This window comes from Natrinema hispanicum, assembly GCF_900111485.1.
In the GTDB taxonomy this organism is placed as follows: Archaea; Halobacteriota; Halobacteria; order Halobacteriales; family Natrialbaceae; genus Natrinema; species Natrinema hispanicum_A.
This window is the reverse complement of sequence record NZ_FOIC01000001.1, coordinates 89,460-108,664: the sequence shown is the minus strand read 5'-3', so window position 1 is coordinate 108,664 and position 19,205 is coordinate 89,460. Positions and strand designations below refer to the sequence as shown.

Annotated in this window: 19 protein-coding genes; 9 read left to right on the top strand and 10 right to left on the bottom strand. The window is 61.8% G+C overall.

The window, feature by feature from the left end; translation table 11 throughout:
• Nucleotide 1: 1 nt before the first annotated feature.
• Together BSG09_RS00570 and BSG09_RS00565 are read right to left on the bottom strand one after the other, a co-directional pair.
• Nucleotides 2-895 (bottom strand): universal stress protein, encoded by an 894-nt coding sequence (locus BSG09_RS00570; RefSeq protein ID WP_092929021.1) that lies wholly within the window; start codon nt 893-895, stop codon nt 2-4.
• A gap of 69 nt (nt 896-964) precedes the next feature.
• Nucleotides 965-2,209 carry a glycosyltransferase gene (locus BSG09_RS00565; RefSeq protein ID WP_092929019.1) on the bottom strand — a complete coding sequence of 415 codons (1,245 nt, stop codon included), beginning with the start codon at nt 2,207-2,209 and terminating at the stop codon, nt 965-967.
• Nucleotides 2,210-2,352: 143 nt separating this feature from the next.
• On the opposite strand from BSG09_RS00565, the gene gap reads away from it, so the two are divergent.
• Together gap and BSG09_RS00555 are read left to right on the top strand one after the other, a co-directional pair.
• Entirely contained in the window at nt 2,353-3,426 is a 1,074-nt protein-coding gene (gene gap, locus BSG09_RS00560; RefSeq protein WP_092929016.1) for a type I glyceraldehyde-3-phosphate dehydrogenase, read from the top strand.
• Nucleotides 3,427-3,505: 79 nt separating this feature from the next.
• Nucleotides 3,506-4,486: a sugar phosphate nucleotidyltransferase gene (locus tag BSG09_RS00555; protein WP_092929014.1), complete on the top strand. Its 981-nt coding sequence runs from the start codon at nt 3,506-3,508 to the stop codon at nt 4,484-4,486.
• A 59-nt stretch (nt 4,487-4,545) separates the two neighbouring features.
• On the opposite strand, the gene BSG09_RS00550 is transcribed toward BSG09_RS00555, so the two are convergent.
• Together BSG09_RS00550 and BSG09_RS00545 are read right to left on the bottom strand one after the other, a co-directional pair.
• A complete protein-coding gene (locus tag BSG09_RS00550) occupies nt 4,546-4,779 on the bottom strand; it encodes a hypothetical protein (RefSeq protein ID WP_092929012.1) in 234 nt (77 codons plus the stop codon).
• Nucleotides 4,780-4,802: 23 nt separating this feature from the next.
• The gene (locus tag BSG09_RS00545; protein ID WP_092929010.1) at nt 4,803-5,975 is read right to left on the bottom strand and encodes a hypothetical protein; all 1,173 of its coding nucleotides are present in this window, start codon (nt 5,973-5,975) and stop codon (nt 4,803-4,805) included.
• A gap of 275 nt (nt 5,976-6,250) precedes the next feature.
• Here BSG09_RS00545 and BSG09_RS00540 point away from each other — a divergent pair, with 275 nt between their 5' ends.
• Nucleotides 6,251-6,601, top strand: a complete 351-nt coding sequence (locus BSG09_RS00540) for a DUF5658 family protein (protein WP_092929008.1) — start codon at nt 6,251-6,253, stop codon at nt 6,599-6,601.
• Between the two features lie 143 nt (nt 6,602-6,744).
• On the top strand, nt 6,745-6,972 hold the full coding sequence (locus tag BSG09_RS00535) for a hypothetical protein (RefSeq protein WP_092929006.1): 228 nt from the start codon (nt 6,745-6,747) through the stop codon (nt 6,970-6,972).
• A gap of 148 nt (nt 6,973-7,120) precedes the next feature.
• Here the strand turns inward: BSG09_RS00535 and BSG09_RS00530 are convergent, their stop codons facing one another.
• Nucleotides 7,121-8,407, bottom strand: coding sequence for a Cdc6/Cdc18 family protein (locus tag BSG09_RS00530; RefSeq protein WP_092929004.1), 1,287 nt, complete (start codon nt 8,405-8,407; stop codon nt 7,121-7,123).
• 1,016 nt (nt 8,408-9,423) lie between these two features.
• On the opposite strand from BSG09_RS00530, the gene BSG09_RS00525 reads away from it, so the two are divergent.
• Both BSG09_RS00525 and BSG09_RS00520 read left to right on the top strand, forming a co-directional pair.
• Entirely contained in the window at nt 9,424-10,680 is a 1,257-nt protein-coding gene (locus BSG09_RS00525; protein ID WP_092929002.1) for a Glu/Leu/Phe/Val family dehydrogenase, read from the top strand.
• 109 nt (nt 10,681-10,789) lie between these two features.
• A complete protein-coding gene (locus BSG09_RS00520) occupies nt 10,790-11,581 on the top strand; it encodes a DUF6517 family protein (RefSeq protein ID WP_092929000.1) in 792 nt (263 codons plus the stop codon).
• Nucleotides 11,582-11,605: 24 nt separating this feature from the next.
• On the opposite strand, the gene BSG09_RS00515 is transcribed toward BSG09_RS00520, so the two are convergent.
• Nucleotides 11,606-12,748: a DUF7544 domain-containing protein gene (locus tag BSG09_RS00515; protein WP_092928998.1), complete on the bottom strand. Its 1,143-nt coding sequence runs from the start codon at nt 12,746-12,748 to the stop codon at nt 11,606-11,608.
• Nucleotides 12,749-12,926: 178 nt separating this feature from the next.
• On the opposite strand from BSG09_RS00515, the gene BSG09_RS00510 reads away from it, so the two are divergent.
• The 3 genes from BSG09_RS00510 (at nt 12,927) to glmU (ending at nt 16,888) form a co-directional block, all read left to right on the top strand.
• On the top strand, nt 12,927-13,736 hold the full coding sequence (locus BSG09_RS00510) for an RIO1 family regulatory kinase/ATPase domain-containing protein (RefSeq protein ID WP_092928996.1): 810 nt from the start codon (nt 12,927-12,929) through the stop codon (nt 13,734-13,736).
• A gap of 212 nt (nt 13,737-13,948) precedes the next feature.
• Nucleotides 13,949-15,481: an aldehyde dehydrogenase family protein gene (locus BSG09_RS00505; protein WP_092928994.1), complete on the top strand. Its 1,533-nt coding sequence runs from the start codon at nt 13,949-13,951 to the stop codon at nt 15,479-15,481.
• Between the two features lie 216 nt (nt 15,482-15,697).
• Nucleotides 15,698-16,888 (top strand): bifunctional sugar-1-phosphate nucleotidylyltransferase/acetyltransferase, encoded by a 1,191-nt coding sequence (gene glmU, locus BSG09_RS00500; RefSeq protein WP_092928992.1) that lies wholly within the window; start codon nt 15,698-15,700, stop codon nt 16,886-16,888.
• A 347-nt stretch (nt 16,889-17,235) separates the two neighbouring features.
• Here glmU and BSG09_RS00495 read toward each other — a convergent pair whose 3' ends face one another.
• The 4 genes from BSG09_RS00495 to BSG09_RS00480 form a co-directional block, all read right to left on the bottom strand.
• Nucleotides 17,236-18,081 carry a carbon-nitrogen family hydrolase gene (locus BSG09_RS00495; protein WP_092928990.1) on the bottom strand — a complete coding sequence of 282 codons (846 nt, stop codon included), beginning with the start codon at nt 18,079-18,081 and terminating at the stop codon, nt 17,236-17,238.
• Nucleotides 18,082-18,108: 27 nt separating this feature from the next.
• The gene (locus tag BSG09_RS00490; RefSeq protein WP_092928988.1) at nt 18,109-18,543 is read right to left on the bottom strand and encodes an SRPBCC family protein; all 435 of its coding nucleotides are present in this window, start codon (nt 18,541-18,543) and stop codon (nt 18,109-18,111) included.
• 108 nt (nt 18,544-18,651) lie between these two features.
• Nucleotides 18,652-18,876, bottom strand: a complete 225-nt coding sequence (locus tag BSG09_RS00485; RefSeq protein WP_092928986.1) for a DUF7123 family protein — start codon at nt 18,874-18,876, stop codon at nt 18,652-18,654.
• Nucleotides 18,877-18,984: 108 nt separating this feature from the next.
• A complete protein-coding gene (locus tag BSG09_RS00480; RefSeq protein ID WP_092928984.1) occupies nt 18,985-19,164 on the bottom strand; it encodes a DUF7525 family protein in 180 nt (59 codons plus the stop codon).
• Nucleotides 19,165-19,205: the final 41 nt, after the last annotated feature.

Genomic DNA, 19,205 nt, shown 5'->3' with positions numbered 1-19,205 from the left:
ATCACGGCGACTCGGCGCTCACCGGCACGCAAAACACCGGGACATCCGTCTGACGGACGACGTTTTCGGTGACGCTCCCGAGGAACCACTGTCCGATGCCTGTCCAGCCGTGGGTTCCCATGACGATCAGGTCGACATCGTGCTCGCTCGCGTACGCGGTAATTTCGACTACTGGAGAGCCGGTCACGATCGAGTCGGAGACGCTCACGGCAGCCTCCTCCCCGCGTTCTCGTACTGCGTCGATCGCTTCTTCGCCGCTCTGCTCGAGGGCCCCGAGAACCTCGTCGCGCTCTCGTGTGTCGATAAACGGACTTGTATCGATCGAGTAGAGCGTATGGACCGACGACTCGAGCCGGGCCGCGAGTGCGATTCCCCACTCGGTCGCGATCGCCGCTCCGTCGCTGCCGTCCGTCGGCAAGAGCAGTCGGTCGAAGAGGACATCATCAATCTCGGCTTCGACGGCGTTTGGGGGGACGGCGAGGACGGGTTTCCGTGCCGTTCGGAGAACGTTCTCGGTGACGCTCCCGAGGAAGACATTGTCGAGTTCTGTGTGGCCTTTCGTCCCCATCGCGATGACGTCGATCTCACGCCGGTTGGCATACTCCCTGATTGACTGAAACGGCGTCCCCTCTCTGACCCTCGTCGTGACGTCGAGGTCGTCGTCGTACGCCGCGGCCAGCCCTGCGATTTCCTCGACCGCTTCCGTGGCCCTCTCCTCGAGCGGTGGCTGTTCTACCTCGTCGAAATCCGCAATCGAGAGTCGGGATTTGACGACCGACAGGACGTGGAGGTCCGCAGCCGTCCGCGACGCGAGCGCGATCCCATGTTTCGCACCTGCGAGCGCTCCGTCGCTGCCGTCGGTCGGTACCAGTATCGATTCGATGAACCGGCTCATTGGAGAGTCCTGCATTACTTCACCGGCTCGGGGGTTAATTGTGTAGGGGTGGTCGGCCGAGAGGCGCTATTAGCTGTCACGGTTCAGCGTCTCGACGAAAACCTCGAGGAGATCCACGAGCTGCCGAGGGAGCAAGAACCGTTTGCGAACGTGTTCATGGGCGTTCGCGCCGAACTGCGTTCGGCGCTCGTCGTCCGCGAGGAGCGCAACGATCCGGTCGCCGGCGGCTGCCGTGTCGTCCGGCTCGACGAGGTAGCCGTTTCGGCCGTCCTCGACCTGCAACGGGATCCCGCCGACCGTCGATCCGACGACCGGCGTGCGCTTCCAGAGTGCCTCCGAGACGACGATTCCGAACCCCTCGCGCAAGGATTTCTGGACGACGACGTCCGATAGCCGCTGGAGGGCATTCACCGTCGTGTCCGGGAGATCCGTCAGGACGTGGACGTTCGGATCGTCGACCGCCTCGCTGGCGACCTGCTCGTACAGCACCAGCCCCTCCGGATCGTCGCCGGCCATCCCACCAGCAAGCACCAGCTGGAGCGCCGGGATGTCCTCCCGGGCACGCCGATACGCCTCGAGCGTGCCGAACTGATCCTTCCAGGGATCGAAGCGTGACACCTGGGTTACGACCGGCGCGTCGAACGAGAGCGGATCCAGTCGGTCCCGTTCGGTCGCCAGCTCTGGCTCGTCGAGCGATCGGTTCTTCTCCGTCACCGGGTCGATCGATGGGTAGACGATGCTCGTCTCCGGACTGTCGATCGCCTTCGCGTACGCAGAGCGGCTGAAAATCCCGTGATCGATCCAATCTGTGTACGCCGAGACGAACGCGCGGTACGCCGCAACCGGGTCGGTGAGATCGACGTGACACCGCCAGATGATCGGCGCATCCGGCAGCCGCTCCGTGAGTCGCTCGAGCATGCCGAGTGGCTGTGGATCGTGAGCGACGACGAGATCGTATTCGTCCTCGATCTCGGCCGCGTTGCGTGCTGTCACCTCGCGATAGATCGTTTTCATCTCGTCGGTCAACGGCTCACCGCTCCCCTGGAGGCCGTTGTGGATCGCCTTCGTGACCTCGAAGAAGTCGTCGCCAGCGTCCATGACGAGCCAATCGGTGTCGATACCGAGATCGTTGCAGACCGGCACGATCGAACGGAGCAGTTCCGCGACCCCGCCGCCGGTCGCCGTCGAATTGACGTGGAGGATCCGGACGTCCGAAAGCGCCTCGGCGACCGAACGAAGTCGCTCGAGGCGGTCGCGTTCGGTCACGGCGGCGTACGCGTCGATCGAGCGGGTCGGTAACGAGGGAGCGTGCATCGTCCGTACCCGTTCGGACGACGACGACGTTCGTATCAGTTGGGGCTGTCTTCGGCGCTGAACAGTAGTTAGAAGCCCCGTAACTCACGATTACTGACGTTCTGAGGGGAACAAATTTACCCCGACGTGGTGACCGTCCAACCATGAGACTGGGTACCAATAGCGGCGATTCAGGAGGCGATGAAGCGCTTCGAGTCGGGCTCAACGGCTTCGGACGAGTCGGCCGGAGTCTCCTGCGTGCGTCACTGGCCCACGACGACATCGACATCGTGGCGATCAACGACGTGATGGACGACGACGACATGGCGTATCTGCTCCGATACGACTCGGTCCACGGCCGGCTCGATGGGGTGTCCCGTCACGGCGACACCCTCTTCGTACACGACCAGGAGTTCCAACTCCTCTCCGAGCACGACCCGTCGGAGATTCCCTGGGACGAACTCGAGGTCGACGTCGTCTTCGAAGCGACCGGGCTGTTCCGGACCCACGACGAGGCTGCTCAGCACCTCGAGGCCGGTGCCGACATGGTGATCATCTCGGCACCGCCGAAAGGCGAGACGGAGGTCCCGATGTTCGTCTACGGCGTCAACCACGAGGAATACGACGGGGACGACGTCATCTCGAATGCCTCCTGTACGACGAACTCCGTCGCACCGGTTTTGCAGGTCCTCGACGACGAGTTCAACGTCGTCTCTGGCCTCCTGATGACCGTCCACGCCTACACCGGCAGCCAGGGACTCGTGGACGGCCCGATGGACAAGCGACGGCGTGGCCGCGCCGCCGCCGAGAACATCGTCCCGACGACGACCGGAGCCGCGGGCGCGACAAGCAAAGTCCTGCCCGCTTTCGAAGGGAAACTCGAGGGGATGGCGATGCGAGTGCCGGTTCCAAACGGCTCGATCACCGACATCACCGTCAACATCGACGAACCAGTCGAGCGAGACGACGTGCTCGACGCGATCCGAGCAGCGGCCGACGGGAGGCTGGCCGGCGTCCTCGGCTACACCGACGACGAGATCGTCTCACGGGACATCGTCGGCCTGCCGTTCGCCTCGTACGTCGATCTCGAGTCCGTGATGGTCGCGGCGAACGATACGGTGAAAGTGCTGGCCTGGTACGACAACGAGTACGGCTTCTCGAATCAGCTGCTCGAACTCGCAAAGCACGTCGCGAGAGAATCAGAGAGCATCGATACCGGATGGACCGTCGTCCACTGACGGGACCGAGACACGCGAGCACCACCCGCAGCCATGCCCACGTTTCGACCCATCGACGACCTCGAAGCTAATCACTGAGATGACTGGACCCACTACAGCTGTCGTCCTGGCCGGCGGCTACGCGACCCGACTGTGGCCGATCACGAGGCATCGACCCAAGATGTTTCTCCCGCTCGGCGAGATGACCGTTATCGATCGGATCTACGCCGAACTCGAAGACCTCGATCGGATCGACGAAGTCTACGTGAGTACGAACGAACGGTTCGCCGCCGACTTCGAGGCCCACCTCGAGGACACCCCCTACGACAAGCCCCGCCTGTCCGTCGAGGAAACGGCACACGAGGACGAGAAACTCGGCGTCGTCGGGGCGCTCGCGCAGTTGATCGACCGGGAGCGCCTCGACGAGGAGCTGCTGGTGATCGCAGGTGACAACCTCTTTGACTTTGCCATCGAGGATTTTCTCGACTATTTCGACCGACGGAACGGGCCGGCGATCGCCGCCTACGACGTCGGCTCCCGGGAGCGGGCAACGTCCTATGGCGTGATCGAACTGGACGACGAGCGCGTCGTCGACTTCCAGGAAAAGCCCGCCGAGCCGAAGAGTTCCCTCGTCTCGATCGGCTGCTATGCGTTCCCCCGGGAGACGCTGTCGCTGCTTCCCCCATACCTCGACGCGGGGAACGATCCGGACGAACCCGGCTGGTTCGTCCAGTGGCTCCAGGACCGGGAATCGACCTACGCCTACACCTTCGAAACCGCGTGGTTCGACATCGGCACTAGGGAAAGTTACCTCGACGCCGTTTCCTGGTCTCTCGACGGCGACTCGCTGATCGCGGATTCGGCGACCGTTCGGGAGAGCGCCGTCGGTGACGACGTCCACGTGATGCCGGGCGCGACCCTCATTGACGCCGACGTCGAACGGTCGGTGATCTTCCCGGACGCGGCCCTCGAGTCCACAACCGTTCGCGACTCTCTCGTCGACGAGGGTGCTAGAATCAGCGGCTTCGACCTCGAGCGCGCCCTGATCGGTGCCTACACTCGGATTCCCGACGACCGGTGAGGGGAGCGGCTCCCAGTTACATCTTCTGCGGACTGCTCTTTACATGTCACCGTCGGCGGTCATCGCGCCCACCAGCCGCTCGTGATCGACACGTAGACGCCGACGCCGAGCAGCAGTGCGCCGTAAAACGCCCAGCGTGGCCAGGCGGTCTCGAGGAACAACACTGTCAGGAACAGAACCCACAGCGAAATGACGAGTACGTCACCGAGCAGTCGAAGGGTGCCGCTTGTGACGGCGCTGAACGTGGGTCGAGCACGGTCGGTTCGTGAACTGCGGGAGGGATCGTTACTCATGTGAATGTGTGGTCAGTCGGTGGTTAGAAGTGATAGCCGTGTTGTGCTGTCAGTTGATAGGCACTGACGCCCCAGACGTAGCTCTGGCCGGGCCACCACGTCCGGGCGTTGTTAAAGCCCGCAATGAGTACGTCGTTGTCGTCACCGTCGGGGTCGCGGTGATAGCTCACGGAGCCGCTGTCGCCGTCCGTGAGATCCATTTCGCCGCCCCAGCGAATCTGTCCACGGCGACAGAAGTCATCGGTAAAGCAGGTCACTGCGTCGATCCCCTGAATCTTTCCAGTCGTATGACCGGTCAGTGCGCCGACTTTCTCGAGTTCGGCGTCCTGTGCGACGAGCGTCGCGAGGCCGAACTTGGTGAACTGGCCGCGAACCCGGGGTCGTGACGGTGCGTCGATACGACTCGCGGGTTCGATCTCACCAGTGGGTTCGATGGCCGCAACGTCTTCGACGGGATGGTAGTTGGCAACAGACCCTACTTCGACCGTGTCACTGTCCTCGCGTGGAAGCAGCAGGGTCCCGTCGGTTGCGTCGTGGTTTTCCATGAACGCGTGCTCGGCCGTCACGAAGAAGCGTCGCTTCCCATCGGGATGATACAGTGCCGGGCCGAGCGTCGCCATGCTCGAGGGGGTTTCGCAGGCGACACCGCTAGGGACCCGTTCGTTCACGAGCATGTCTGCGAGGTGAGGCTCACGGCGTACCGGCCCGTTCTGTATCTCGTCGACATCGATGATCGTCTCCGAATTGAGGTCGATGCCCTCCGCGAATTCGGTGACCATCTCGGGGATCGAGTGGCCGTCGCTCGAGAGGCCAACGGAGATGGAAGCGGTCCCACTTTTCTGGTCGCCAGGGACGACTGCGCTGCCGAGATAGCCGGTAAAGCCGAGTTGGGCCAGCCGCTCGTTTACTTCAAGGGCCTGCTTGACGGCGGCGTACCACTCGGCGGGGACCGTTCGCGTTCGTTTCTGGATCGACCATGGATCGGCAGGATCGTCCCTGACGAGCGCGGTGACGACGGGGACCTCGTCGTCGTCAGCCGCAAGAAAGTCGTCGACACCGAGCCAGGCGGCCATTCCAATGGCGTAGCCGCCGCTGACGAGCGTTCGCAGGAACGCACGCCGATCCATTCCCTGCTCGAGCCGGTCTCGAAGCATCGCGAGTCGATGGGCTGATTGTTCAGTCTCTGTCTCCGGCATGTCGAACTCCTGCCAGCGCTGGCTCCCGCTTCGCCACTGTCTCCCGCCGCGAAGCGGCGTCGGTAACCGTCGAATTGAACGTCGAAATCGACAAAAGGGGTTCTGCCTGCAGGTGCCGCGGGGGACCGGTTCGATCGGTAGCACCCCGTTTCGAGCTGTTAGACGTGGTTACTGAGACCCGCCGTCACGCTACGCCTGTCATAACAATACCTCGCGTGATGGAATCGGCGCGTGCTCCCAGGGCACGACGCTGGTTCGACTCCGGTGGGGAGGCTATGAGGTCCGAGGGCGCGGTTCCATATCGCCACCTGCCGGGTGACGTCACACCCGGGACGCTCGAGCGACTACTCTGGGTCGTCGTCGTGCTTGCTTTGATTGCGGACGTCGCAACGACGTTCGTCGGCCTTGAACTGGGGCTCTCCGAGTCGAACCCGGCTGCACGCGGTGCGATTGAGGACTACGGGATGGCCGGTATGCTCGCCCTGAAAGCGTTTGCAGTCACCGTCGGCCTCGTCTGTCGACCGTTTCTCGAGCGGCCGTATCGCCCGATCGTCCCGGCCGGACTCGCGGTGCCGTGGCTGGTGGCTGCGACCCTAAACGCCTACATAATTGTGACCGTGCTCTAGACGGCAGTTACACGGAGACTGTGTGAAAAATTCATTATTAGATTCCATTATAGCGCTGTCATACTCCATTAGAGACGCGCTCGATCCGTCACGAACGATCGTGTCGCACAATCCCTATTTCGCTCGAGTGGCTAGCCAGCATAATGACAACGTCTCCAGCGCACGACGATTCGCCACCCCCTACTGAAACACAAAAGACGGTCCTCTTCTGTCCGGACTGTGGCCACCGAAGTCCGATCACCGGCGACTGGGATGTCACGACGACCGCCAGTGAACGGTTGCTCGTCTGTACTGACTGTGGGTCCGTTATCGACCGCCGCTCAGTCCGCCGGTCAGATCCCATCGAAACACCAGAAGGCCTGCCGACATGATCACGTCACTGTCGATTGTCAAGCACTGGCACGCATAGCGTTTGCCCCTGTCGATCGGCCGATCTCACGGACACCCACACCCCTCGTTCAGAGTGAAACGTGTCTCGAGCGAGGAGGGGGTCGCAGTACACATCAAAATTCAGAGAATTCACGAAAAGGAATCGAGATCGAGCTCCCGGTTCGTCGCCGACGGGCTGGTTTCGTGGAGTTGGTCGTAGGTCGGAAGTTCCTCGAGCGAGGAATCGCGCCGAACGGCCTTGACGATGTGTTTCGGATCGGTAACGAGCCGATGGAGGAGATAACTGCCCTGTGATCGGCCGCCGCCGGTCTTCTCGGACTCGATGACGCCGAGAAACGCCTGTTCTTTGAGTTGGCGATAGAGTCCGTTTTCGGTGATCGGATCGTTCGCAACCAGTTCACAGATCCCGACGTATCGCTCGTAGATCTCCCGTGTCTTGTACGTCTCTCGCCCGCCCGTGATGATGCGGCTCGCGAGCGCATAGAGAGCGAGTTTCGCGTGGACGGTTGCCCCGCTTGTGAGTTCCTCGATCCGGTTGATCTCGGCGACCTCCTGTGCTTGCTTGATGTGGGCTTCGGAGACGGTCTCACTACCGGTCCGGCGTGCGAGTTCGCCAGCCTCTTTGAGGATTTCGATCGCCTTCCGAGCGTCGCCGTGTTTCTTGGCCGCGAGGGCTGCACAGAGTTCGATCGTCCCACCTTCCAAGACCCCCGGCTGGAACGCGTCCTCGCGATTGCGCATGATTTCACGGAGTTGCGAGGCGTCGTAGGGATGGAAGAACAGCTCACGGTGGCCGAAGCTACTGTCGATCCGTTCGTCGAGGGTCTCCCGATACTGGACCTTGTTACTGATCCCGATAACGCCGATGTAGGTGTCGGTCTTCTGTGCCTCACGCGCACGCGAGAGTTGCATGAGTATATTACTGTTGTCCAGTTTGTCGATCTCGTCTAAAATGACGATGACCGCGTCGAAACAATCCTCGAGAATCTCCCAGATGTGCTGGTAATACTCCATCGTCCCGACGCCCCGAAGCGGGATGTTTTGTTGATACCCAGTCTGCTCTTTCAAATTGAGTGCCAACTGTCGCGTGGCACGGGTCTCGGTGTTCGCTTCCGAACAGTCGACGTAGAGTACGGCACAGTCGATCTCGTTGCTTCGGGCGGCGTCCTGGGCTCGAGTCGCAACGTGTCGGGAGATGAGGCTCTTTCCGGTACCGGTTTTGCCGTAGATCATGACGTTGTTCGGCGGATCACCGCGTGTGATCGCCCCGACCTCGGCGGCAACGGATTGAATCTCGTCGTCACGCCCGACGATCCGGTCCTCATCCGGGACGTGGCCGACATGGAGGAGTTCTTTCCGATTAAAGATAGGATCGTGAGATCGGAAAAGCGGGTCCCCACTGGTCTGCTCAGCCATAGTTCCGTTCTGGAAGACAGTACGTATAAATCTATGGAAGGTAGTTCAGACTGATAGAGTCGGCGTAGAGAATCTGTATCTGTTGTTTGGTGGCTTGTCTGAGGATTATTCAACAGACCGGATGCAGACTGAACGCCGAAACGAACAATCGGCTCCGTTCTGATCGCCACCTCAATTGGAGACGTAACTGCAGTACGCTCTCGCTGACCCACCCTCCCCTCGTTCAGACTGAAATCGACAGACAGTGATGGGCCAGCCCCCGCGATGAGAACGTCAGATCCAAAGGATTTCACAACTCAAACGACGCTCTTGGAAAGAATCCACGATATAAAGTCACAATACGCTGTGTTTAATGTTCATATATAATATTGATCTACATATAGAATATACTAGACTATCTAGATATAGTATTGAATGTTACGGTAAAGGCAATATCTGGCCGCTCAAATTACGAGCTCCGGTCGAAATCCGAGAAGTCCGGTTTTACCGCAGTGAAACGGGGTTTAACCGATCGAATCGAACCGATCGCAATACCCCTCCCACCCCTTTGATCCGTTTTCACTCTGAATAGGGGGTGTGGGTCCCATCATTTCCCGTGTCCGATCGGCCCAGGACAGACCGGGCGGACACCCGATTCAGAGTGAACGTCTGCTGCCACAACAGGACGCCGTTTCACTCTGAATGGGGAGTGTGACCACCCAACACTACTCCCTCGGTCTCCAGCCACGCCGAATTCCCATCCGCTTGCCCGCTCGATCGACCTTTCACTCTGAAAGAGGGGTGTCCCTCATCGAACCGAACCGTCGTCACTGCTCTCGGCCACTCTCGAGGGCATAGATAGTCAAATAGCTTCTAAAATCGAACTGTCCCATCCGGTAGCTATTCGGGACGACTGCTACCTTCGTCAGTGTCGTCCTTGCCAATATATAATTCTCTTTCAATCCCTTATATTGTCTTTTATGCACTATGAGGTGCATTCGCCACGTTTATTTTGATTACCTCGGAAGCTACTGTCAATGTCAGACGAAGCCAACCCGTTCGAAAGTCTGCAAGCGCAGATTGACGAGGCTGCACAGTACCTCGACATCGGCGACGACGTGATCGAGCGACTCAAACACCCCGAGCGCGTCCTCGAGACGAACCTGACGATCGAGCGTGACGACGGCGAACTCGAGCGCTTCAAGGCGTTCCGTTCGCAGTTCAACGGCGACCGTGGTCCGTACAAGGGCGGTATCCGCTATCACCCGGGCGTCTCCCGCGACGAGGTCAAGGCGCTGTCCGGCTGGATGACCTACAAGACGTCGATCGTCGACATCCCACTCGGTGGCGGCAAAGGCGGCATCATCATCGACCCCGACGAGTACTCCGAAGCGGAACTCGAGCGACTCACCCGTGCGTTCGCGAAGGAGCTGACGCCGATGATCGGCGAGGACCGCGACGTCCCCGCGCCTGACGTGAACACAGGCCAGCGGGAGATGAACTGGATCAAAGACACCTACGAGACTATCGAGAACACGACCGAGCCTGGCGTCATCACGGGGAAGGCGCTCGACTCGGGCGGCAGCGAGGGTCGCGTCGAAGCAACCGGTCGCTCGACGGTCATCGCCGCACGCGAAGCCTTCGACTACCTCGACAAGGACCTCGAGGGCGCGACCGTGGCCGTGCAGGGCTACGGGAACGCAGGCTGGATCGCGGCCAAACTGATCGACGAGATGGGCGCAACCGTCGTCGCCGCCAGCGACTCGAGCGGTGGCATCTACAACCCCGACGGCTTCGACCCCGTCGCGGCGAAAGACCACAAGAACGAGACCGGCAGCGTCGTCGGCTTCGCGGGGAGCGAAGAGGAGATCACCAACGAGGACGTGCTCACGCTCGACGTCGACCTGCTGATTCCTGCCGCACTCGAGAACGCGGTCGACGCCGACCTCGCCGAAGACGTGAAGGCAGACGTCATCTCGGAGGCTGCAAACGGGCCGCTCACGCCCGCCGCCGACGAGGTCCTCGAGGACAAGGACGTCTTCGTTATCCCGGACATCCTCGCGAACGCGGGCGGTGTCACCGTCTCGTACTTCGAGTGGGTCCAGAACCGCCAGCGCTTCGCCTGGTCCGAAGAGCGCGTCAACGAGGAACTCGAGGGCGTCATCGTCGACGCCTTCGATGCACTGGTCGAGACCTACGAGGAACACGACCTCGACAACCCACGGACGGCCACCTACGTCGTCGCGATCCAGCGCGTCGCCGACGCCTTCGAGGAAGCCGGCACCTGGCCCTGAATTCGGGCTCGCTGGTCGCGACACGAGGTAACCGACGATCTTTTTTCGGCTTGACAGACAGTCGTTGTTTCAATAAACACTTAGCGGCTGCCGGGGCATTAGCAGAACGATGAACCGACGAACCGTTCTCGCAGGACTCGGTGTCACTGGACTTACTAGTCTCTCGGGCTGTCTGGGACTAGTCGGACTGGCCGAACACGAGTCGTCACCCGCCGGTGTTACGGCCGCCGCTCGCGCGGAGACAGGCTACGAACAGACTGCCATCGAACCACTCACCGTCGACCGGGAGGTCGGGCCGACGAACGAGGCCGTGACCGTCACCAACTACATGACCTCCCACGAGAAGGCAGTGGACATGGGACCACTGGGCCGGAAACGCGGTGCCGTCTTCAACGTCTTGACGACCCCGCAGGTCTCGATTCTCGGTCGTGAACTCAATCCTATCGAGGAGATGTCGACACAGGAACTCGTCAAACTCGTCAGACAGAACTACGACGGGATTGGGAACATCGAGCATCAAGCCGATACCGACGTTACGGTTCTCGATCAGTCAACGACACAGTCGCGGTTTACCGCCGACGCGGAATTCAACGGCCAAGATGTCTCGGTCAACATCCACATCACCGAAGCCGTGGAAGCCAACGAGGACCTGCTCGTGACCATCGGCGTCTACCCCGAGTACGTCCAGCGACTTGAGGAGTCGAACATTATGTCCCTCACGGCGGCGGTGACGACCGATGTCGACGAGAACCCTTCGAGTGCCGGCTCCGATTCCGCCGCGAGCGATACCGAAAACCTCACCGATTCCACGAACATTGATGAACTCGGTAACGCGACGAGCGTTAATGGATCTGTCAACGTGAGTGTTAAAACCGAAAGCAACGACGACCTCCTCGGCTAATCCTGTCGAGTGGTGGCCGTTCCCCTATCGCCAGCGGTCATCTTCGTCGTCGCTGTCGTCCCAGCCGCTCGAGTCTCCCCAGCCGGTATCGTCGTCCCGACCGCTCGAGTCGGTGTCGTCCCGGTCTTGGGACTCATCGCGTCCCCATGGATCGGACGTGTCGCCTTGTCCGTAATCGTCCCCGGCAGGCCCATTGCTGTCCGTGTTCCAGCCACCGTCTGGCCCGTCGGTTCGGTCGGGACCGCCGCCCCGAACCGCCGCTCGCTGGTCGGGGATCAGATCGAGGTCTGCATTCGTGTCACCAAGCACCAACAGTGCGTAGTAACGGAGGTAGGTGACGATCGGAACCTGGACCAGCAACACGCCCAGCAGAATCACCGGGAGACCGAGTAGGAGCACGAGGATGCCGAGAACTGGGATGAGTAAGAGGATCAGAAACGGGATCAACAAAATGACAAAGAGAACACCAGTCACGACGGTAAGCACCAGCTGCAGGACCCAGACAAGCAAGAGATAGACGACGTACTCGGTCCACTGTCCTCGCAGCGTCGGCCAGAACCGTTTCCAGGCAGCAACGACGCCGAGATCGTGTTTGAGCATCGTCGGCGCGACGAAGACGGTCGTGAGCCGATCAATGATGGCGAAGGCGATGCTGATCGGAATCGCAAGGAGAACCAGCAGGCCGATCAGCCCCAGCGAGACGGTTTCAGACGTCGAGAAGACGATCGCAAGCACGGGGACACCGAACAAAACGAGACCAACGAGTCCGAGGGCGACGCGAAAGCCGAAGAGTCGGGTGCCATGGCTGACGTTGCGTTTCGTGTATCGGCGGACGTGGACCTCGCCCGAGCGTAGCGACTCGAGGAGCGTAAACTCGAACAGCGAGCTGACGAAGAGAAAGATGAGTCCGACAACGAGGACGACGACCACGACCGCGATCACTATCGGTAATACCTCTCCAACGTCGACGCTCGTCCCTGGGTCGGCCCCTGGTCCCGGTGTCGGCTCGCCACCGAAGCCACCGCCGAACGACATCGGTGAGCCGAAGCCGGCACCGCCGACAAAGAACACGAGGAGTGCCAGCTTGAGCCACATCCAGAGACGAACCGGCGTTAGGAACTCCCGGGTCACGTCGATCGCATCACTCAGGTCGTCGATCGCAAACATTACTGATAGCTTTAGTTCCACTTGTGATAATATTGTTGCCCTGTTACTATCGACACACCCCCTCGAGCCACGGGTCTCGCTGTCACGTGACTATCTGACAATAAACACGCTGGCGGCAAACACGTTCCGTTGGTAATAGGTCGAGACGCATTTAACGCCGACGGCCGTGATGAGTGGTATGGACATCCGCCGGCTCGCACGAGGAACCGTCGAGTGGAGCCGCATCGAGCGCGTCGTTCAGACGCTGGCGGACCGCTACGACCGCGAGTGCGTTCGCGTCGAGTTCCTCGAGGCCGACAACTGGCTTTCGACGCCGTGTGTAATCGACGACGAGTGGTTTGTCAAGATCGTCTCCCGGCAGAACGCCTTGGTGCATGCGGTGTTGACGACCGGCCGGAACGTCGGCGCGTTCTCCTCGGGCACTGAGGGGTTTTTCGACCGGTTCGACACTCCTCGTGAGATGGTCGAACACGAGTACGAGGCGACCGAGCGGATGCGCGAGATCGGTGTCAACGCGCCACAACCGATCGACGCCTTCGAGGTCAACGGACTGGGCGTACTCGTCCTCGAGTATCTTCCCAAGTTCGAATCGCTCGATGACGTCTCCGACGCCGTGATCGCCGACCGGGCAGCAGAACTGTTCGAGATGCTATCGAGTCTGCACGAACACGGACTCGCCCACGGCGACCTGCGAGCCGAAAACATCCTCCTTAGCGATGGTGAGTTCTACTTCATCGACGCGACCAGCGTTCACGACGATCGCGCCGACGAGACGACGGCATACGATCTGGCCTGTGCGCTGGCCGTCCTCGAGCCCCGGATCGGCCCGCGTAAGGCCGTTGATGCAGCGACAACGGCCTACGCCCCCTCGACACTGCTCTCGGCGCGGGCGTTTCTCGATTTCGTCCGGTTGCGTCCCGACCACGAGTTCGACTCGACGACGCTGCGTAGCGAACTCGAGAAGGCGGCGGATCTCAGCGGTGGATAAGCGTCGGGTAGCCGAATACGACCGTCGCGCTCGTGGCCAACTGACTGCTGATCGCCGGTGACCAGCGGGAACAGTCGTAGTCACTCCATCCGTCTACCGAACCAGTGGCATGATTGCACGAATTGATACAGACGGCATCATGAATTCGGCACATGGTTCGTCATATGTGAACAACCATCAGGACTTTCACCGCACGCGCCGTTCCCTCTGGTATGAGCCAGCAAGCCACCGAACAGGCACACGGACACTACATCGGCGGCGAGTGGACCACCGGAGACGGACCCACGTTCGAGAGCGAAAACCCCGCGACTGGCGAGCCGCTGGCAACCTTCCAGCGCGGGACCGCGGCCGACGTCGATGCGGCGCTCGAGGCTGCTGAATCAGCCTTCGTGGAGTGGCGCGATAAGTCGTATATCGACCGCGCGGAGCACCTGTGGGACATCTACCACGAGCTACGGGATCGCCACGAGGAACTCGGCGAGATCGTCACCAAGGAGTGTGGCAAGGAGATCTCCGAAGGAAAGGCGGACGTGACCGAGGCCTGGCATATGGTCGAGTGGGCGGCCGGCAACGCACGCCACCCCCACGGCGACGTGGTCCCTTCCGAAGTCGCGGGCAAAGACTCCTACATGCGGCGCAAACCGCGGGGCGTCGTCGGCTGTATCACGCCGTGGAACTTCCCGGTCGCGATTCCCTTCTGGCACATGGCTATCGCCTTGGTTGAGGGCAACACGGTCGTCTGGAAACCCGCCGAACAGACCCCGTGGTGTGGCCAGATCGTCGCCGAGATGTTCGAAGACGCGGGGATTCCCGACGGCGTCTTCAACATGGTCCAGGGCTTCGGCGACGCCGGCGCGGCCATCACTGACGACGAGCGGGTCGACACGGTTCTCTTTACTGGCTCGGCCGAAGTCGGCCACGAAATCGCCGACAAAGTCGGTGGCGAGCCCGGCAAACTCGCGGCCTGCGAGATGGGCGGCAAAAACGGGATCGTCATCACCGAACACGCCGACATGGACACCGCGATTCATGCGGCGATCATGTCCTCGTTCAAAACCACCGGTCAGCGCTGTGTCTCGAGCGAGCGCCTGATCGTCCACGAGGACGTCTACGACGAGTTCAAAGCTCGATTCGTCGATATCGCCGAGAACGTCGCGGTCGGCGATCCGCTCGCGGAAGACACCTTCATGGGCCCCGCGATCGAGGCCGATCACGTCGAGAAGATTCGGAGCTACAACGACCTCGCCCGCGAGGAGGGTGCGAACGTCCTCGTCGACCGATTCGAACTCGAGGACAGCGAGATCCCCGACGGCCACGAAAACGGCCACTGGGTCGGCCCGTTCGTCTACGAGATCGAGTACGACCCTGACCTGCGCTGTCTGAACGAGGAGTGTTTCGGCCCACACGTCGCCTTGCTTGAGTACTCGGGCGACATCGAACGCGCGGTCGAGATGCACAACGCCACCCCCTACGGGCTGGCGGGGGCGATCATCTCGGAGGACTACCGCCAACTCAACTACTTCCGGGACCACGCCGAGGTGGGCCTCGCCTACGCGAACCTGCCGTGTATCGGCGCGGAAGTCCAACTGCCCTTCGGCGGCGTCAAGAAGTCGGGCAACGGCTACCCGAGCGCCCGCGAGGCCATCGAAGCCGTCACCGAGCGCACCGCGTGGACGATGAACAACGCCGAGGAGATCAAGATGGCACAGGGGCTGTCGGCCGACATCAAGATCTCCGAGGACTGACGAGGGAAAAATCCTCGAGGAGAGACCGACGGCCTCCACCGGAATCTATCTGTCGCCGGTTCGCTGTGCAGTAGCAAGCGGACAACGGAGTCTGTCGCGTCGTTCTCCCCGTTAGCGCCACGGTAGCAGCCCCCGTCCTATCAACGGACCGGTCCCCTCTCAGTTCCCACCGGCAAACGAACCGCTTATCCGACGATTCATGGAAGGGGCCAGTACATGAAGGCAGTCGTCCTCGCTGCAGGCCAGGGTACGCGCATGCGACCGCTCTCCGAATCGATTCCGAAGCCGATGCTGCCGGTCGCCGACCGCCCGCTTGCGGCCCACACCGTCGATGCGGCGATCGACGCCGGTGCAACCGAAGTCGTGCTGGTAATCGGCTACGAGGCCGAGACGGTCCGGGAGTACTTCGGTCCCGAATACCGTGGCGTACCGATCTCGTATGCGATCCAAGAAGAGCAGGCCGGGACGGCCGACGCCGTCAACGCCGCCCGCGACCATCTCGAGGGCCCCTTCGCCGTCCTCAACGGTGACAACCTCTACGATCCGGCCGCGATCGACCGACTGTTCGACGCCTGTCCGGCAATCTGTGCGATCGAAGTCGCTGACCCAAGCAACTACGGCGTTCTCAGCACCGAACCTGGGCAGGACGGCTCCGTGACTGGGATCGTCGAGAAACCAGCCGATCCGCCGACGAATCTCGCCAACGCGGGGGCCTATGCCTTCCCGGCTGAAGCCCGCGAGTGGCTCGAGGTCCCCGAAAGCGAACGTGGCGAACGTGAGATCACCGATGTCGTCGCGCAGGTGATCGACGAGTACGATGTCACGCCCGTCACCCTCGAGCGGTGGCTCGACGTTGGCCGCCCGTGGGAACTACTCGAGGCAAACGAGTGGAAGCTCGCCGACCTCGAGCGCCGCGTTGACGGCAATGTCAGCGAGGACGCCACACTCGAGGGCGCAGTCGTCGTCGAGGAGGGTGCGACGGTCGAACCCGGCGTCGTGATCGAGGGACCGGCGCTGATCCGCGAGGGGGCGGAGGTCGGACCGAACGCCTACGTCCGTGGCGCGACGCTCATCGAAGCCGACGCCGAAGTCGGCCACGCCGTCGAGATCAAAAACAGCGTTATCTCACAGGGGACGTCGGTCAGTCATCTTTCCTACGTCGGCGACAGCGTGCTCGGGCGAAACGTCAACTTCGGTGCGGGGACGAACGTCGCGAATCTGCGCCACGATGACGCCGACATCCGGTTTACCGTCAAAGGCGAGCGCGTCTCGACTGACCGGCGGAAGTTCGGCGTCGTCGCCGGCGACGGGGCCAAAACTGGGATCAACACGAGTCTTACGCCTGGCCTGAAGCTCACGGCTGGCGCGACGACGATGCCAGGCGAAACCGTCGAGCGGGATCGGTAGCCACAGCCACTCGAGAGCGAGTCTGTCCGCCGAATCCGGCTCTCGGGAGAGTCGGTCTCCGCGATGGCGACGTTCCGTTTTCGATGACCACGTTCTCGTCGCGCTTCGTGAGCGGATGAAGCGGCGAAAGGTGGGATGTGGAGGCGAAAGGTGGACGCGGAAGACGAGGAGACGGGAGTGCGCTCGGTCCCGGGAACCGAGCGCATGCGACGGGCCGGAGCGACGCGCAGTGCCGGTTTCGACGTGAAAAGCGTCTGTGCCGGCGTCCGTACCGAAGGCGTGCCCAACCAAAAAGTCAGCGGTCGAGTCGTCACTCCTCGCCAGCCACACGTGGTGGTGCTGTCGGCCTACAGCCGGCGATCCCGAAGCGCCGGAAATTCCGCGCGGACGTCTGCGACCGCTTCCGGGTCGACGGTGGCCGTCACCAGTGTCGGCCCGTCGCCGCTCGAGGCTAGCGTGACGCCCCACGGGTCGTAGACGGTCGAGCGACCCAACAACGTGGCATCCTCGAATTCGCCGACTCCGTTGATCGTCGCGACATAACACTGGTTTTCGATCGCACGCGCCCGCGAAAGCGTCTGCCAGTGTTCGATGCGGGGATAGGGCCACGCACTCGGGACGAGTATCAGTTCCGCACCGGCATCGACCAGCCGCCGGTAGAGTTCCGGGAATCTGAGATCGTAACAGGTCGTCACGCCGACGGTCACGCCGCCGATCGTTGCCGTCTCGAGGCGTTCGCCGGGAACGAGCAGTTCTGACTCCGCGGACTCGTAGCCAAACAGGTGGTGTTTCCGGTAGACCAGCTGGCGAGTACCGTCGGCGTCGAACAGGACGGCAGTGTTCGCCAATCCCTCTTCGGCGGGCGTGTCGACGGCGTCGGCTGCCGCCAGGTCCTCGACGATGGTTCCCGCGAGGACGGCGATTTCGTGGTCGGCCGCCGCCTTCTGTAGCCGGGTCGCCGTCTCGCCGGTAATCGGTTCGGCATCACGCGCGTAGCAATCGAACGCGAAGTACCCGACGTTGAACAGTTCCGGCAGGGCGACCAGATCCACACCGCGAGCGGCGGCCCGTTCGACCGCCTCGAGTGCGCGATCGACGTTCGCCTCGACGTGGCCGGCCTCGATCTCGAGCTGTGCGAGCGCAATCGTGAGACCCTCCGCAGACACCTCGCTTGCAGCGTTCGGGGGAGTCATTGCCACACTATCTCGTTTCAATTACCGTTACTGTGTCGTCTGCAGGTCTCGCTCGAGGGCGCGCCGCAGGTTCTCGAGTTCCGAATCGAGGTTGCGCTTGAAGAACTTCTCGACGCCGGGGAGTTTGCCGTCGACGACGAAGTGATTCTCGAGACGCGCACCGTCATCGGTGGCGACGATTTCGTGTTCGCCAGTGACGCGCATCACTTTCGACTTGCCGACGAACTTGACGTACTCCGGTGGCCGACGCGTGACGTCTTCGGTGTCGACCCTGACGGTTCTGCGAACGAGGGGGATCGGCAGCGACACCTGCCAGGTCACGCGCCGTCCCTCTTGATCCTCGACTGTGTACGTCTCGACGACGCTGATGGCTCGCGCCCGGTTTGCCGGATCAGCAATAAACTCCCAGACGCGCTCCGGCGACGCCGCCACGTCGAACGACCGATCGACCCGTACAGTCATGCCCGTACGTGTGGGGTAGACGGATAAAAATCCGTGGACCGGCGGGCGGCCGACCCACCGATGGAGACAGCCGACATCGGGGGCGGTCCGCGAGCGGTGGCGAGACGGTCAGCTGATGGTGACTCGCCAGGTCGTCGAGCGGGCACGACCCCATTTCTCGATGTCGACTTCGTCAGTCTTCTCCGCGAGATGTGGCAACCGAGCGCCTACTTGCTTCGACGAGAGTCCGATCGCGTCCGCGATGTTTTTGGCTCGGAAGTATTGCTCGCCGCGGGCGGCGCTCTCGCGGAGGTACGAGATGATTCGCCGCTCTTCGTCGGAGTAGTCGTTCATCGTCCGTACATACCTCTAGGTGTTCGTCGGTCTTAACTCTTAACGGCCGAAACGGTACGGATCCACCACTGAGCACCGTTCGATCCGCCAGCGTGACCCCTCGAGTCTTTACGAGGAGAGGTGGATACCGACGACCGCCAGCGAGCTAAAGATCACGGCTCCTGCAAAGCCCCAAGCCGCGGTCACGTCCGGTGCACCAACGAGCATGACCAGTGCGCCGATCACTGCGAGTGCGCCCAGTGCGAGCCCCAGTCCGATACCCTTGTCCGTCTCGGTTTGCGTAGCCATGCTCGGGCGTTGTGTGTGGGGTCTCTTAACTTCACTCATTG